The sequence below is a fragment of the Pelomonas caseinilytica genome (assembly GCF_021353235.1).
Lineage (GTDB): Bacteria > Pseudomonadota > Gammaproteobacteria > Burkholderiales > Burkholderiaceae_C > Pelomonas > Pelomonas caseinilytica.
Map to the genome: position 1 here is coordinate 286,325 of NZ_JAJTWT010000006.1, position 16,197 is coordinate 302,521.

At 72.1% G+C, this 16,197-nt stretch carries 11 protein-coding genes; 6 read left to right on the top strand and 5 right to left on the bottom strand.

Translation table 11 applies throughout. The features are described 5' to 3' along the window. Positions 1-24: 24 nt before the first annotated feature. Together LXT12_RS16250 and LXT12_RS16255 are read right to left on the bottom strand one after the other, a co-directional pair. Entirely contained in the window at positions 25-822 is a 798-nt protein-coding gene (locus LXT12_RS16250) for a carbon-nitrogen hydrolase family protein (RefSeq protein WP_233393444.1), read from the bottom strand. A gap of 18 nt (positions 823-840) precedes the next feature. Then, entirely contained in the window at positions 841-4,899 is a 4,059-nt protein-coding gene (locus tag LXT12_RS16255) for a YhdP family protein (protein WP_233393282.1), read from the bottom strand. A gap of 222 nt (positions 4,900-5,121) precedes the next feature. On the opposite strand from LXT12_RS16255, the gene glnE reads away from it, so the two are divergent. The 3 genes from glnE to LXT12_RS16270 all read left to right on the top strand — a co-directional run bounded on the left by glnE (position 5,122) and on the right by LXT12_RS16270 (position 9,680). Beyond that, positions 5,122-7,833 (top strand): bifunctional [glutamate--ammonia ligase]-adenylyl-L-tyrosine phosphorylase/[glutamate--ammonia-ligase] adenylyltransferase, encoded by a 2,712-nt coding sequence (gene glnE, locus LXT12_RS16260; RefSeq protein ID WP_233393285.1) that lies wholly within the window; start codon positions 5,122-5,124, stop codon positions 7,831-7,833. Between the two features lie 667 nt (positions 7,834-8,500). Continuing rightward, entirely contained in the window at positions 8,501-9,091 is a 591-nt protein-coding gene (rrtA, locus tag LXT12_RS16265) for a rhombosortase (protein WP_233393290.1), read from the top strand. Next, on the top strand, positions 9,081-9,680 hold the full coding sequence (locus LXT12_RS16270) for a hypothetical protein (protein ID WP_233393291.1): 600 nt from the start codon (positions 9,081-9,083) through the stop codon (positions 9,678-9,680). The genes rrtA and LXT12_RS16270 overlap by 11 nt, the downstream gene beginning before the upstream one ends. Before the next feature lie 77 nt (positions 9,681-9,757). On the opposite strand, the gene LXT12_RS16275 is transcribed toward LXT12_RS16270, so the two are convergent. From LXT12_RS16275 to LXT12_RS16285, 3 genes are all read right to left on the bottom strand, one after another. Then, entirely contained in the window at positions 9,758-10,621 is an 864-nt protein-coding gene (locus LXT12_RS16275; protein WP_233393294.1) for a nucleotidyl transferase AbiEii/AbiGii toxin family protein, read from the bottom strand. Next, complete coding sequence (locus tag LXT12_RS16280; RefSeq protein ID WP_233393296.1) at positions 10,618-11,694, bottom strand: type IV toxin-antitoxin system AbiEi family antitoxin; 1,077 nt, start codon at positions 11,692-11,694, stop codon at positions 10,618-10,620. The genes LXT12_RS16275 and LXT12_RS16280 overlap by 4 nt, the downstream gene beginning before the upstream one ends. Before the next feature lie 122 nt (positions 11,695-11,816). Continuing rightward, complete coding sequence (locus LXT12_RS16285; protein ID WP_233393297.1) at positions 11,817-12,974, bottom strand: NAD(P)/FAD-dependent oxidoreductase; 1,158 nt, start codon at positions 12,972-12,974, stop codon at positions 11,817-11,819. A gap of 18 nt (positions 12,975-12,992) precedes the next feature. Here LXT12_RS16285 and LXT12_RS16290 point away from each other — a divergent pair, with 18 nt between their 5' ends. From LXT12_RS16290 to LXT12_RS16300, 3 genes are all read left to right on the top strand, one after another. Next, the gene (locus tag LXT12_RS16290; protein ID WP_233393304.1) at positions 12,993-13,886 is read left to right on the top strand and encodes a DMT family transporter; all 894 of its coding nucleotides are present in this window, start codon (positions 12,993-12,995) and stop codon (positions 13,884-13,886) included. Positions 13,887-13,953: 67 nt separating this feature from the next. Beyond that, on the top strand, positions 13,954-14,622 hold the full coding sequence (locus tag LXT12_RS16295; RefSeq protein ID WP_233393306.1) for a glutathione S-transferase family protein: 669 nt from the start codon (positions 13,954-13,956) through the stop codon (positions 14,620-14,622). An 11-nt stretch (positions 14,623-14,633) separates the two neighbouring features. Next, positions 14,634-16,118, top strand: coding sequence for a CYTH and CHAD domain-containing protein (locus LXT12_RS16300; protein ID WP_233393311.1), 1,485 nt, complete (start codon positions 14,634-14,636; stop codon positions 16,116-16,118). Positions 16,119-16,197 lie beyond the last annotated feature (79 nt).

Genomic DNA, 16,197 nt, shown 5'->3' on the forward strand with positions numbered 1-16,197 from the left:
CGGCGGAAAGTCAGCGCCTCGGGACTAACCCAGGCGTCGGTGGCCCAGCGCGGGCAGTTGCTGGCGCACCTGGGCCAGGCGCACCGGGTCCAGCTCGGCCATCACCACGCCTTCGCCCTCGGCCTGCACGGCCAGCACCTGGCCCCAGGGGTCGATGACCATGCTGTGGCCCCAGGTGCGGCGGCCGTTGGCATGCTGGCCGCCCTGGGCCGGCGCGATGACATAGCACTGGTTCTCCACGGCACGCGCGCGCAGCAGCAGCTCCCAGTGCGCCTGACCGGTGGTGTAGGTGAAGGCGGCCGGCACGGCGAGCAGGTCGCAGCCGGCGTAGCGGCGGTAGAGCTCCGGAAAGCGCAGGTCGTAGCAGACCGACAGGCCCACGTTCACGCCGCCGGCGTCGAAGCGTGTGGGTTCGCTGCCCGCCTCCAGCACGCGGCCCTCGTCGTAGGACTCGCGGCCGTTGTCGAAGGCGAAGAGGTGGATCTTGTCGTACCGGGCGACGCGCTCGCCGGTGGGCGAGAACACCAGCGTCGAGTTGCGCACGCGGTCGGCGGTGGTCGAGCGGATCGGCAGGGTGCCGCCGATGAGCCACAGGCCCAGCTCCCGCGCGGCCGTGGCGAGCATGGCCTGGATGGGGCCGGCGCCGTCGTCCTCGGCCAGGGCCAGCTTGTCGCTGTCGTGCATGCCCATCAGGCAGAAGTACTCGGGCAGGGCGGCCAGCCGGGCGCCCTGGCGGGCGGCGTCCTCGAGCAGGCGGCGGGCGGTGGCGAGGTTGGCGGCCACGTCGGGGCCGGAGACCATCTGGCAGGCGGCGATCTTCATCATGGCGGCGATGCTAGGTCACTGGGCGGCGCTGGCGGCATTCACCGCGCGCGCGGCGGTCGATTCGAGCTTCTCGACCTTGGGATCGTCCCAGCTGCCGCTGATGTGGAACTCGCGCGTGCTGGCTGCGGCCACCGGGCGGCTGAGGATGAGCTGGGCCAGGAAGGCGCCCAGGGCGATGGCGGGGTTGATGGCCGCGTAGGCCAGCGAGGCGCCGCCGGCCGAGACCTCGGGGACGACGACGACGCGCAGGTTCTGCGTCTCGGCGGCGAGGTCGGTGCTGCCATCCACCAGCACGGCGGCCTGCAGGCCGCGGATGCGGATGTTGTCGCTGCGGGCCACGCCGGCGGCGATCTTCACGTCGCCGGTCACGCCGTCGAAGGTGAAGCCTTCGGCGAAGACGTCGCGGAAATCCAGCAGCAGCCGGCGCGGCAGGCTTTGCAGGCTGAGCACGCCGAGCAGTCGGCCCACGCCCGGCTCGGCCTTGAGGAAGGTGCCGGTGTCGAGCTGGATGTTCAAGTTGCCGGCCATGCTGGGGTAGTGGGGGGCCAGCGGCGAGCCGTCCCAGCCCACCTCGCCGACGAGCACGCCCTTGCCGCCGCGCAGCACCTGGCCCTGGCCGAGGCGCTCCAGCAGCTTGCCGGCGTCGGCGATCTCGAGCTTCCAGTCGAGCTGGGTGCGGCGCCGGCCGGCGGTGTCGCCCCAGCGGCCGTTGGCGGTCAGCAGGGCGTCGGGCGAGCGGATCTGCAGCTTGTCCAGCTTCCAGTCGCGGGCCGCGGCGGGGGCCTGGGCCAGCACCTCCAGCCGGCCCAGGCGCTTGCCGCGCAGCTCGAAGTCGTCGACTTCGATGTCCAGCGAAGGCAGGGGGCTGCTGGTGGCGGCGGCCTTGCCGGGGTCGATGAGCTCGCTGAAGGACTCGGCCTCCGAGCGCGGCAGGGACAGGCGGGTCAGCCGCGCCTGCACGGCGTCGACCTGGCTGCCGTGCACGCCCTTGAGCTCGATGCGGCCGGCCAGCTGCTCGGCGTCGACGTTCAGCCGCCAGGCGGCCCCGTCGCGCGCGATCTGGGCCGTCACGTGGCCGAGCTGGCGGCCCGCCACCTTCAGCGCCTGGCTGCGCAGGACGATCTGGCTGGGCAGCAGCCCGTCGTCGCCGCTGTCGGCACCGGCCACCCCTGCGCCGGCGCCGGTGGTGCCGCCGTTGCCTGCCAGCGTACCCAGGCGCTGCTGCCAAGCATCCAGGTCGAGGGCCGCGACATTGGCCTGCAGCAGCACGCCGCTGGCGGGCAGGGCGGGCAGCTTGTCCTGCACGGCCAGGGCGCCGCGCAGCACGCGCGAGCTGGCGCCGGAGATGTCGCGTTGCAGCTGGGCCTGCAGCAGCGGCGCGGTGGCGGCGCCCAGCTCCAGGCGGATCTCGTCGCGGCCGGCGGCGGTGGGGGTCATGAGCAGGCGCAGGGGCAGGGCGGCGTCGGCCTCCTTGCGCCCGGGCGCCGGCAGGTCCAGCGCCAGGCCTTGCAGGCTGCTGGCCACGCTGAGCTCGCTCTGGCCCTCCTTGCTGACCGCCAGCTGGAAGCGGTAGGCCGCCTGGCCGCTGGCGGCCTGGGCCAGCCGCGCCACGGCGCCCAGCTCCGTGGCGCGCCGCAGGCCGTCGGCGGTGGCCTGGCCCTGCACGGCGAAGCGCAGGCTGCCGTCGCGCTGGGTGCCGCCCTCGATGCCGGCGTCGCCGCCGAGCAGACGTGCCGTCATGCCGACGAGCTGCAAGCCCTTGCGGTCGAAGTCGATGCGGCCCCGGGCGCCGGCGAGCGGCGGCAGCTCGGGGCGCAGCTTGAGGTCCACGCCGCCGAGCTGGAGCTGGCCCTTGAGCGTCGTCTGCGAGGCGTCGTCCAGCGGGATGCCGATGCCCAGCTTCAGGGCCACCGGCCCCTGGGCGGAGGCCGCGGTCAGCGCATTGCCCAGCCACTCGTCCAGCGGCGAGCCGCGCACGAAGCGCAGCAGGTCGGCGCCGGCGCCGCGCCCGCTGCCGTCCAGCGCCAGCACCCGGGCGTGGCCGAGATCCTTGATGCCGCCGTTGACGCCGCTCAGTTCATAGCCCAGCACCCGGGCCCGGGCGTTGTGGATCTCCATGCCGGCGCGCTCGAAGACCAGCTCGCCGTCCACGTTCTCCATCGCCGGCCAGTTGGTGCCGCTCTCGCTCGGCGGCACGTAGGCCAGGGTCACGCCCTGGGCCTGGGCAGAGACGCGGAAGAGGCCGTTCGAGCGCGCGCCGTCGAAGGGGAAGTCGCGCAGCTCGCCCTTGACCCGCACGCTGATGTTGCGGGCCTCGCCGCCCAGCAGGGCGTGCGAGAGGTAGCTGCGCGTGGCCGGCAGCCATTGCGGGATGTAGCGCGCCACACGGGTGGCGTCGGCGCGCTGGGCCCGCCCGCTCAGGTCCAGGAAGCCCGGGGTCGCGGCGCCGACGGGGCGCTTCCACAGCACCTCGAACTCGCCGCTCAGGTCGGGCGTTTGCAGTTGCAGGTCGCGCAGGCGCAGCTCCACGTCGCCGGAAGCCTTGCCGCTGGCCGCGGGCAGCTTCCAGCTCAGCTGCGTCGCCAGCCGGGTGATGGGCAGCACCGGGTCGTCGAAGAGCCCGGGCAGCACGACCTCGCCCTGGTGCACGGCCAGCCTGGCGGTGCCGCCGCGCTCGTTGGCGTCCAGGTCCAGGCTGGCGCCGCGCAGGCCGGGGCGACCGAGATGGCCCTCGGCCTCGGCCGCCCGGGCGGCCACGGCCAGGCCGTCGAGCTGGGCGCGCACGCGGTAGCTCAGCGGCGCGTCCAGCGGGCCCTGCCACTGGCCGCTCAGCGCGGTGAGCACGCCCTGGGGCTCCAGTTCGGCGAGCAACTCGTGCGCGCGCTCGCCCAGGGGCAGGCGCTGGGCGATCTGGGCCATCAGCGCGAAGTCCAGGCGCTGGGCGTCGGCCTGGCCGCCGAGCACCTCGTCGCCCTTGCCCAGCTGCAGGGTCACGCCCCAGTCGGAGCGTGGCCAGACGACGCCGTCGCCGCTGACGAAGCCGAGCTGGCGGGCCTGCAGGCTCAGGCTGCCCTTGGTGCGGGCCAGGTCCAGCCGGCCTTCGATGTGGTCGAGGTCCAGGTCGGGGGCGGACTCGAGCAGCTTGAGGCGCACCGAGCGCAGGGCCAGGTCCAGCGTGGCGCCCACGGGCTGGCCGTTGCGGATCTCGCCCCAGGCGCGCACGGCACCATCGCCTTCGCTGAGCTGGAAGGGCAGGTCCACGTGGCGGCGCAGCTGGCTCAGGTCGGCGCGCGGCAGCTCGGCGTAGAGCTGGCCGCTCCAGTGCTGCAGCTCGCCGGGGCGCTTGAGCAGGCTCTGGGTGAACTGCCCGCGCAGGGTGAAGCGCCGGCCCCAGTCCGCCGGTGGCGTGGCGTCCAGGCGCAGGGCATGGCGGCGCAGGCCGTTGCGGATGACGAGGTTGAGGTCGGACAGCTCCAGCGGGCGGGCCTCGGCGCGCTTTTCGTCGACCCAGCGGATGCGACCGTGCACGACGGCCAGCTCGGGCTGGCTGAAAAGCCAGTCCAGCCAGGCGTCGGAGGCGCCGCCGGCCTCGGCGCGCTCGGTGGCGTCCACGTCCAGCCCGGCGACGAAGAGCCGGCCCTGGGCGTCGCGGCGGATCTCCAGCTCGGGCGTGTCGATGAGGAGCTGGACGAAGCGCGGCTCCATCGCCAGCAGCGACTGCGCCGACAGCACCGCGGCCACGCGCGGCAGGCGCAGGGCCTGGCGGCCGGCGGGGTCGAGGACGCGCACGTCGACGAACTCCAGCCTCGGCATCCAGCCGCCCGACTCCACGTTCAGGCGCCCGATGCGCATTTCTACCCCCAAAGCCCTTGAGGCTTCCCTCTCCAGCCAGGGACGCCATTCATTGGCGTGCGGGAGAATGCCCCAGTGCAGCACCGCCCAGGCCACCACCACCAGCGCCCACAGCAGGGCGAGGATCAGCAGCGCCCAGCGAAGCGCGAGCCAGCACAGGCGCAGAGGCCAGCCGGCAATGCGGGAACAGTGGTGGAAGGCGGCCGAGAAGAAGTCAGACACGTTGTCCTGGCACGTGGAGAACCGGCCGGAAGGCAATCTAGCACATGGAACAAGACCACCCCTACCGGCTTCGCCGACCCCTCATGGGGCTGAGCCCGGACACAAACAGTCCTGTGGACTGTTTGTGCCTGGCGAAGGACAAAGCCTCTGGCTTTGGCAGCTGCCAGTGGCCCGGCAAAGCCGGATCCACGGCAGCCGCTGAGCGATGTGGAGTGATTCGCCTTGATCGTTCTCGCTGAACACAGCCGTTATGTGCAGCGCGTCCGGCGCCGTTATGCGGCCGAGCTGGTACGGCTGCCTGCCGGCCTGCCCGACCGCGCCGTCATCGCCGCCCTGATCGCCGACCTGGCGCGCGAGCGGCCGCTGGCCAGCGCCCTGCGCGTGGCCCGGCACCTGGTGCTGGAGCGGCTGGCGGTGCTGGACATCGAGCGGGGCGCCAGCGTCGACGACGTGACCCTCGCGATGACCCACCTGGCCGAGGTCACGCTCGACCAGGCCCTCGCCGCCGCGCGGGCCGAGCTGGACGCCATCCACGGCGCGCCGTGCACGGCGGAGGGACGCGACATCGCCTTCTGGGTGCTGGGCATGGGCAAGCTCGGCGCGCGCGAACTCAACGTCTCCTCGGACATCGACCTCATCTACGTCTACGAGGACGACGGCGCCACCCACGGCGCCAAGCCCGTCACCGCGCATGAGTACTTCTCCCAGGTCGCCCGGCGCCTGTACGCCCTCATCGGCGACGTGACGGACGACGGCCAGGTCTTCCGCGTCGACCTGGCCCTGCGGCCCAACGGCAAGAGCGGCCCGCCGGTCGTCAGCCTGGGCATGCTGGAGGAGTACTTCCTCGTGCAGGGCCGCGAGTGGGAGCGCTTCGCCTGGCTGAAGAGCCGCGTCGTCGCGCCGCTGTCGGGCCCCGGCTCGCCAGCCGACCCGCGCACCCTGGCCCTGCGCAACCTCGTCACCCCCTTCGTCTACCGCCGCTACCTGGACTACGGCGTCTTCGAGGGCCTGCGCCAGCTGCACGGCAAGATCCGCAGCGAGGCCAAGGCGCGCGCCGCCGGCCGGCCCGAACGGGCCAACGACGTGAAGCTCTCGCGCGGCGGCATCCGCGAGATCGAGTTCATCGTCCAGCTGCTGCAGGTGGTGCGCGGCGGCCAGTTCCCCGAGATCCGCACCCGCTCCACCGTCAAGGCCCTGGCCCAGCTGGCCGCCGGCGGCCTGATGAAGCCCGAGACCGCCCGCCGCCTCACCGAGGCCTACGTCTTCCTGCGCCGCGTCGAGCACCGCATCCAGTTCCTCGACGACCAGCAGACCCACTGCCTGCCCCAGGCCGACGCCGACCTCGCCTGGATCGCCGCGTCCCTCGGGTTGACGTGTTCGCGCGAGGCCTGTGAACTCTTCGAGCAGCTCGGCGAGGTGCGCGAGCTGGTGGCGACCGAGTTCGATGCGCTGCTGCATGAAGGCACCGGCGCCAAGCCCGGCGGCTGCCGCGGCGGCCAGTGCGGCGGGCCGCGGCCGGCGGTGGATGCCGACGACTTCCTGCAGAGCCTGCCGGCGCCGCTGGCGGCGGCCGTGCGCAGCCTGGCCGAGAGCCCGCGCGTGCAGGGCCTGCGCGAGGAGTCGCGCCAGCGCCTGGCCAAACTCTTCCATCGGGCGGCGCAGGCGGTGGCTGCCGAGGAATGCTCGCTCGACGCCGCCCTGCGCTTCGTCGACTGGGTGGGCCCGCTGCTGCGGCGCGAGAGCTACCTCGCCCTGCTCGTCGAGCGCCCCGCGGTGCAGCAGCGCCTGCTACGCCTGCTGGGCCTGGCGCGCTGGCCGATGCGCTACCTGATGCAGCACCCCGGCGTCATCGACGAGCTGGCCGACCCGCTGCTGCTCCAGGCCCGCTTCGACCGCGAGGCCTTCATCGCCGACCTGCAGGACCGCGAGCGCGGCTGGGCACGCAGCGGCGAGGCCGACGAGGAGGCCCTGCTCGACACCCTGCGCCGCGCCCACCATGCCGAGGTCTTCCGCACGCTGGTGCGCGACGTCGAGGGCTGCATCACGGTCGAGCAGGTGGCCGACGACCTCTCGCTGCTGGCCGACGCGGTGCTGCAGATCACCATCCAATGGGCCTGGGCGCGCTTCGCCAAGGCCCACCGCGAGTCGCCGCGCCTGGCCGTCATCGCCTACGGCAAGCTCGGCGGCAAGGAATTGGGCTACGGCGGCGACCTGGACGTCGTCTTCGTCTTCGACGACGAGGACGAGAACGCAGGCGAGATCTATGGCGCCTTCGTGCGCCGCCTCATCACCTGGCTGACCCTGCGCACGGCGGCGGGCGAGCTGTTCGACATCGACACGGCGCTGCGGCCCAACGGCAACTCGGGTCTGCTGGTCACCTCGCTGGCCCACTTCGAGGCCTACCAGACCGGCCGCGGCAGCAACACCGCCTGGACCTGGGAGCACCAGGCCATCACGCGGGCGCGCTTCTGCGCCGGCGAGGCCTCGATGGCCGAACGCTGCGAGGCGGTGCGCCGCCAGGTGCTGACGGCACCGCGCGACGCCGAGGCCCTCAAGCGCGAGGTGCAGGCCATGCGCGAGAAGGTGCGTGCGGCGCGGCCGGTGCGCGAGGGCCTCTTCGACGTCAAGCACAGCGAGGGCGGCATGATGGACGCCGAGTTCGCGCTGCAGTTCCTGGTGCTGGCGCATTCGGCGGCCCACCCGGAGCTGCAGGACAACGCCGGCAACATCGCCCTGCTGCAGCGCTGCGAGGCGGCCGGTCTGTTGCCCGCGGGCGTGGGCGTGCGGGCGGCCAACGCCTACCGCGAGCTGCGCCGCGTGCAGCACCGGGCGAGGCTGGATGAGCAGTCGACGGCGCTGGATGCGGGGGCGGCGATGCCGCTGGAAGGTCACCGGGCAGCGGTGAGGGCGTTGTGGCGGGCGGTGTTCGGCTAGGCCGCGTCTGGCGGCGCTGGTGGCTTGTGCCTCAGGTGTCTTGCTGCGAAGGCCCATGCCGGGAATTCGCCCCGGCGGGCGACCTACTTTTTGGGCGACCAAAAAGTAGGCAAAAAGTCGCCCCCGAACCGCCCGCCCCTTCGCTGCGCTGCGGGGTTCCCTGCGGTGCTCGCACCTTGAGGCCCCGCGCAAAACTCGCTTCGCTACGCTGCGCTCAGACAGTTGCGCGGAGTCAGTTGTTGAAGCGTGCTGCGCACGCGGCCTCAAGGTGCTGCGCTCCTCGGCGGGCTCAAAGGGGGAGTGAAGGAACAGCCGCGACCGCAGGGATGCGGCGTTTGGCTGTTGGCTGTTTCGGCTGCTTGGGGTCTCCCCTTCTAAACCGCCGAGAAGCGCAGGAGCCCGGGGCGCGCGCGCAGCGCGCTTCAACAACTGACTTCGCGCCCCTTTGTCTGAGCGTAGTGAACGCAGTGAACGAAGCGAGTTGGGCGCGGCCCCGGGCTTCGAGCATCGCAGGGCACCCACCCGCAGGGTGGGCGGTTTTGCAGGGGCCGCTCTTTGCCTACTTTCTGGCGGGCCAGAAAGTAGGTCGCCCGCCGGGGCGAACTCCCGGCACGGTGCACCGAGTCGAAAGGCTCGTTGCAAAAGCTCCCATCTCCCGGCTTCTTCAATGACGCGCCGTCTCAGCTGGCTCGCCCTTTGCGCCACCCTGGCCACTGCAGCCCTCCTGATCTGGCCCGCCCCGCGGGAAGCCCTCGACTGGCAACCCACCCTCGCCGTCAGCCAACCCTGGCGCGCCCTCACCGCCGCCTTCGTCCACTGGACCCCCATCCACCTCGCCGCCAACCTCGCTGGCTGTGCCGTCCTCGCCCTGCTCGGCTGGCGTGCCCGCCTCGGCTGGCGTGAAACCACCGCCGCCCTCCTCGCGCTGCCCCTGACCCAGGCCGGCCTGCTGCTCAAGCCCGAACTCCAGCGCTACGCCGGCCTGTCCGGCGAACTGCATGGCCTCGTCGCCATCGCCGCGCTGACCCTGCTGACGCGCCCCGGCCGCGAGCGCCTCGTCGGTGCCGGCATCGCCCTCGGCCTTGCCGCCAAGCTGGCCCTGGAACACCCCCTCGGCCCCGCGCTGCGCGCCACGGCCGGCTTCGACTTCCCCGTCGCCCCCTTCGCCCACCTCTGCGGCGCCCTCGCCGGCGCCCTGGCCTGGGGCCTGACAATGCGCTTCAACGACAAGTCAGCGAGGAGCCCGCATGGGACGTGAAGCCAGTTGCACCGCCCGCGTGGGCGAGGAGGGCGCCGAGGTGAAGGCGCTGCTCGAATCGACCACCGTCGTGCTGCGCGGCGACCTCAAGCGGCGCTGGGCCATCGCCGCCCTGCAGAACCTGCGCGTCGACGGGGAGACCCTGTGCTTCGAGGCTGACGGCGAGGCGGTCGTGCTGGAACTCGGCGCCAAGGAGGCCGAGCGCTGGCTCAGAAAGCTGCTGACCCCGCCGCCCACCCTGGCTGCCAAGCTCGGCATCAGCGCCGAACACCCCGCCCTGCTGATGGGCCCGACGCACGGCGCCCTCGACCCCGCGCTGGCCGAGGCCCTCGGGCACGGGCTCACGAGCAACCCGCGCGCGGCCCACATGCTGGTGGCCGTGGTGCAGTCGCCCTTCGAGGTCGAGCGCATGGCCGACTTCCACGCCGGCATGCCCTGCAAGACGGTCTGGGTCGTCCACCCCAAGGGCCCCGACGCCAGTCCTTCGGACGCCGAGGTGCGCGGCGAACTGCGCGGCCGCGGCTATGTCGACAACAAGACCAGCGCGGTGTCGGACCGCCTCACCGCCACGCGCTACGTCAGGCGCTGACAACAGCTGCAGGGCAACTGCGCGGCCATGCTGGCGCAGCCGAGGCGCCATCACTTCGGCCGTCCGCAAGCCCGAAGCTAGGCACGCAGATCGAGCGCGCGCAACCACGCATCGACCTGTCCGAAGGCGTCCATTTGCCACTGATCCGGCGTGCGCTCCCCGAGCACCTGGGTTTCCTGCACGAAGCCTCGCACGCAGCTGGGGCCGAAGCCTTCGAGCGAATCGAACTTCTCGGCGATGAACCGGTAGCCGGCAAGGGCCTGGGCATGGTCCAGCAGCGGGCGGCACGCCTGGGCGAGCACTGCGGGACCGCCGGGGTAGTTGCGGACGCAAAAGTAGATGTCGTAGGCATCCTTCTGCTTGTAGCGGCCGTTGATCGCATGGCCCTTCATCGCAAGCAAAGCGGGAATGGAGCAGACGGCGATCTCGACCTTGTTGGTCCCACCGTTCGGCATGGCGCCCGAGATGGCGACGAGCTCATAGAAGCGCAGCGCGAGTTCGGCGCCGCTCGCGCGTTGCACCGCGAAGTTGTCGACCAGCGGTGGCTTGTTCCTGACGATGCGCGCGTCGCGGGGCATCAGGAAGTCGACCATCACGTCGATTGGGGCGCCGCCGTCGGCCGCATCGATGGTCCGGACGAGTTGGAAACGCTTCAAGGCCTCGCGCTGGACGTAGCCATGGGCCATCAGTGATTGGACGAGGCTCGCGTATTCGCCGTCGCCGAGCGCTTCGGCATCGAGCCCGAGGTCCACGTCCATCGTGCCGACATGCCGCATGTCCTCGTTGTCGTTCAGCAGCAGCCATGGCACGGCGCCGCCGACCACGGCGAACTTGCCTTGGTAGCTGCCGAGGATCTGCCCGATTTCCAACAGGACGGACTTGACGGCTGCCGTGGTGCGATCGCCGTAGTCGCTGGCGCTCTGAGGCTCGTCGGGCGTCATTTTTTCCACTGCAGCCTCGCCTTGCGAAGGTGCTCGGCCGCTTCACGGCCGCGCTCGCCGGCAGCGTACAGGTCCAGGTAGGTCTGTGCGAGTCCGGTGGTATAGATGCCCGGTGCAGGTTCGATGAAGTCGCGCAAAGGCCCGGGCTCGTCGAGGACGGTGATCACGAGGTTTTCGCCGCGAGACGCTGGCGACAGCTTCAAGGCATCGCGCAGGCGCTGGGCGCCCTCACGGTCGGCGTAGAAGTACTGGGTGCCCGTCCGGCCATAGGGAGCGAGCCAGTTCGCCGCCGAGAAGGAAGCGAGGATGGCGAGCCCCCGGTCTTCGGCGGCTTCGCCGCCCATGGAACGCAACGCGTCGTCCAGGCTGGACCCGTGCATCGTCGTGTAGAACGTCCATCGATGGCCTGCGGGCGGCTGGTATTCCTCGCGCCAGGCATCGAGCAGGGCGTCAGGGTTGGACAGGAACACGCCGTCGTCGGAGACCTCGGCCCAGCCGCGGTCCAAAAGCCCACTGCGCACATAGCTCACTTGGCCGGCGCTGACATCCGCAGTCCTGGAGAGGTCGACGACACGCCAGGCCTGGCTTGGATCGCGCAGCATGGTACGGAGCACCTGTGCCGACTTGGGCTTGAACAGCGAGCGCAGTTCGCGCCGTTCAGTCTGCGGTTTGCTGGCCACCTCCCTGGACAGGAAGAACCCGGGAAACGCGATGCGCGTGTTGCCCTCGAAATCCAGATAGCCGACCTGGCTCTCGATGCACAGCGCCCTGGCGCTTTCGGACAGGTAGGGGGCGATGACAAGGGGTGTGATCGGTTGCGCCTGCTCTTGGGCGTATCGCTTCAGCTGGAACAAGGCGCTCTTGACGTGCCGCGGCTGGCCGCTCGCCTTGACCTCGGCGACCACGACCCTGCGTTCGCCGTGATGGTCGATATGGGCTACCAGGTCCACGCCCGGGTCGTGTGCTTTTTCCGAGTCGATGACGAGTTTCGAATGCGGCACGTCTTGCAGCGCCCTTCGCAGCGCGTCAGCCGCCAGCTGATCTAATTTCACCGAACTTGTCACGTTCAACATTTGTTGAACATAGCATATTTGCTGAAATTGGTCGCTTCAGTTCAGACAAGTGGGGTCGTTCAAGACGTGTTGAACGACCTGGCCGGACGGCGATCTGTACCTGCGGGTCGAGCGGTGGCCGGTTAGATCACATTGGCCTCCAGCAGTCGCCGCCCGTCCAGCAGCCGCTGCGGCGACAGCGCCTGCACCAGCGGCGCGTCCAGCCCGGCGATCAGCCGGGCCATCGACCAGCCCACCGCCGGCGACTGCTGCATGCCGTGGCCGGAGAAGCCGCAGGCGGCGTAGGCGTTCGCATAACCGGGCAAACGGCCGGCCAGGCCGTTGTGGTCGAAAGCATTCATCTCGTAGTAGCCGGCCCAGGCCGAACGCACGCGCAAGGCCTCCAGGGCCGGCACGCGGGCGGCCAGCGTCGGCCACAGCCCGGCCTCGAACAGGCCGTGGTCGATGGCGTCCAGGGGCGCGTCGTCGGGGTCGTCGCCGCGCGGCGGGCCGCCGGCCAGCAGCAGCCGGCCTTCGGGGCGGAACCAGAAGCCGCTGGGGTCGATGACGAGCGGACAGCCGGTCAGCTCGGCGGGTGTCTCCAGCACGAAGACGTCGCGCTTCTTCGCGTGCACCGGCAGCTCCAGGCCCAGGGCCCGGCCCAGCGGCGCGCTCCATGCGCCGGCCGTGACGACGAAGGCGTCGCCGCCGAGGCGGGAGCCGTCGGCACAGCGCACGGCCGTCACGCGGTCGCCGGCGGTCTCGAAGCCGACCGCCTCGGCGGCCACGAAGCGCGCGCCGCAGGCCATGGCCTTGCGCCGGAAGGCGCGGTGCAGGGCCGGGCCGTCGAACCAGCCCTCGCCCGACAGCCCGAGCGAGCCCAGCGCCAGGTCGTCCACGGCCAGCCAGGGGAAGCGAGCTGCGAGTTCGGCCGGCGCCAGCAGGGTCACGTCCACGCCTTCGGCGCGCTGCAGGCCGTGCAGCGCGCGCAGCGCCGCGGCACCCGCTTCGGTGGCGAGGTAGAGATAGCCGGGTTCGACGAGGCCGAGGGCCGGCCGGTCGTCGGACACGGCCAGCTCGTCGGCCGCGCGGCGCAGGAAGTCCAGGCTCCAGCGGGACAGGGCGATGTTGACGGGCTGCGAGAACTGCTGGCGGATGGAGCTCAACGACAGCGAGCTGGAGGCGCGGGCGTAGCTCGGGTCGCGCTCGACCACCGTCACTGCCGCGCCATGGTCGCGCGCCAGGAAGCAGGCCGTGGCGGCGCCCATCACGCCGCCGCCGAGAAGGGTCACTTCGAACATGCTGGCAGCATACGCAGCATGACGCCCCCCATCCGCCACGCCCATCTCGACGCCCGCGCCGTCTCCCTGCTGCTGCTGTGCTGCCTGCTCTGGGGCATCAACCAGGTCGCCGCCAAGGCGGCGCTCACCGAGATCGGGCCGCTGTGGCAGGCGGGGCTGCGCTCGGTCGTCGCGGGCGGGCTGGTCTGGCTGTGGTCGGCGGCGCGGGGTGTCCGCCTGTTCGAGCGCGACGGCAGCCTGGCTGGCGGGCTGCTGGCCGGATCGCTGTTCGCGGCCGAATTCGCCTGCATCTTCGTCGGCCTGCAGTACACCAGCGCCTCGCGCATGGTGGTCTTCATCTACCTCTCGCCCTTCGTCGTGGCCCTGGGCATGCCGTGGATCGCCCATGGCGAGAAGCTGTCGGGCCGCCAGTGGGCCGGCCTGGTGCTGGCCTTCGGCGCCGTGGCCTTCGCCTTCGCGGAGGGCTTTTCGGCGGCGCAGAGCCCGCGCCAGTGGTGGGGCGACGCCCTGGGCGTGGCCGCGGCCGTGCTCTGGGGCGGCACGACGCTGGCCATCCGCGCCACGCGCCTGGCCCACGCGCCGGCCGAGAAGACCTTGCTCTACCAACTTGGCGTCTCGGCGCTCGCCCTGTGCGCCGCGGCAGCCTGGGCCGGCGAGCCGGTACCGCTGCAATGGTCGCCGCGGCTGCTCGGCCTGTTCGGCTTCCAGGCCGTGATCGTGTCCTTCGCCAGCTACCTCGCCTGGTTCTGGCTGATCCGCCACTACGCGGCCACGCGGCTGGCCGTGTTCACGCTGAGCACGCCCCTGTTCGGCCTGCTGGCCGGCGCCCTGCTGCTGAGCGAGGGCATCAGCGCCCGCCTCGTCGCGGCGCTGGCGGCGCTGGCGGCGGGCATCGTGCTGGTCAACCGTTGATGTCGCGCCCGCGCCAGGACGCGCCGGCTCCGCTGCATAGACTGCCGGCCTTCACCAGGAGACACCCATGATCACCCTCTGCGGCATTCCGCTCTCGAACTACTACAACAAGGTCAAGCTGGCCCTGCTCGAAAAGGGCATCCCCTTCGCCGAGGAGCGTGTCGAGACCCACTGCCACGAGGAGGCGGTGCTCAGCTGCTCGCCGCTGGGCAAGGTGCCCTTCATCAAGACGCCCCAGGGGGCGCTGTGCGAGAGCCAGGTCATCGTCGACTACCTGGAGGCGGCCTACCCCGGCACCCCGGCCCTGGTGCCGGCCGACCCCTACCAGGCTGCCAAGGTGCGCGAACTGATCACCTACGTGGAGCTGCACCTGGAGTTGGTGGTGCGGGAGCTCTACCCGGAGGCCTTCTTCGGCGGCCAGGTCAGCGACGGCACGAAGAAGCGCGTGGCCCGCGTGCTGCCGGAGAACATCCGCGCCTTCCGGCGGCTGGCGAAGTTCGGGCCCTACCTGGCCGGCGACAGTTTCACGATGGCCGACTGCGCCGGTTGGGTCAGCCTGCCACTGGTGGGCATGGCTACCAAGACCATCTACGGCGAGGACCTGCTGGCTGCCGGTGGCGTGGACTGGAAGGGTTATGCCAAACTCGTCGGCGACCGGCCGCATGCGCAGACCGTGGCGGCCGATCGCAAGGCCGACCAGGAGCGCTCCCTGGCCGCCAACCGCGCCAAGTCCTGAACCCATCTGCCTTGACCGCCGCTGCCCCTGCAAACGCCGAGATCGAGCTGAAGTTCCTCGTGCCGGCGGCCGCGCGCGCGGCGCTGGCGGCGGAGCTGGCGGGGCGGGGCCGCCCGCGGCGCGTCACGCTGACGGCCACCTATTTCGATACGCCCGACCTGCGCCTGGCCCGCGCCGGTCTGGCCTGGCGGCTGCGCCGCGAGGGCGGGCGCTGGGTGCAGGCCTTGAAGGCGGCGCGGGGGGCGCTGGAGCGCTTCGAGCACGAAGTGGACCGGCCCGACGCCAGCGCCGACCCCCTGGCCCATGCCGGCACGGCACCTGGCCGCGAGCTGGTCGCCCTCGTCGAGGCCGCGGCACAGGCCGGGGATGCCGTAGGCCCGCGCTTCGTCGCCGACGTGAGGCGGCTCTCGCGGCGGGTGCGCACGCGCGGCGCCGTCGTCGACGTCGCGCTGGACCAGGGCCTTCTGACCGCTGGCACCGCCGTGCAGCGCCTGTGCGAGGTCGAGTTCGAGCTGGTGTCGGGCTCCGCCACCGCCATGCTGGCCCTGGCCGAGCGCTGGCGGGGGCGCTTCGGCCTCGTGCTGGACCCGCGCAACAAGGCCGAACGAGGTCTGGCCCTCGCGGCCGGCGCGCCGCAGGCACCGCTGCGCAAGGCCGGCACGCCGCGCTACGGCCGTGGCGCAAGCCCCCTGGAAGCCTTCGCCGCGGTCTGCGACGAGTGCCTGGACCACATCGGCCGCAGCGCCATCGGCGTGACCGAGGGCGACGCTGCCCAACGGCCCGAGCACGTGCATCAGCTGCGCGTGGGCATACGCCGCCTGCGCAGTGCGCTGCGGGCCTTTCGCGGCTGGGTGGCCGAGCCGCCGACGGAGCTGGTCCAAGGCCTGAAGGAGCTCTTCGCCGCGCTGGGCGCGGTGCGCGACCGCGACGTGCTGGGCAGCGGCGTCGATGCCGAGCTGGCGCAGGCCGGCGCGCCGCCGCTGGCGCCGCCCGACGAGGCGCCCGTGCCGGACGCAGCCGACCTCGTGCGCTCGCCGCAGAGCCAGCGCCTGCTGCTGGCCTGGCTGTCCTGGCGCGCCGGCCTGCAGGCCAGGGAGGACGCGCCTGCCGGGCTCAAGCACGCGGCGCGCCACCGGCTGCGCCGCTGGCACCAGGCCCTGGCCGCGGCCTGGCGGGGTTTCGACGCCCTCGACGCCGCGGCCCTGCACGCGCTGCGCAAGCACGTCAAACGCCAGCGTTATGCCGTGGAGTTCTTCGCCCCGCTGCTGCCGCGCAAGCGGACGGCCCGCTACCTCACGGCCCTGGCCGCAGCCCAGCAGGCGCTGGGCGAGGTCAACGACCTGGCCGTCGCCCGCGCCCGCTACGAAGGCCGGGTGGTCGACGACCCGGCGGCCTGGTTCGCCATCGGCTGGCTGGCCGCGCGCCAGCCGCCGCTGCGCGACAAGGCCCGGCGCGCCCTGGGCGAGCTGGCAGCCTTGCCTGCACCCGGCCGCTGAAGCAGCATCCCATTTCCGCACTCCGCGCGCCAGGCTTGCGCCGCACTTGCAGCCCGCGGCCGGGTCACATTTGTCACCC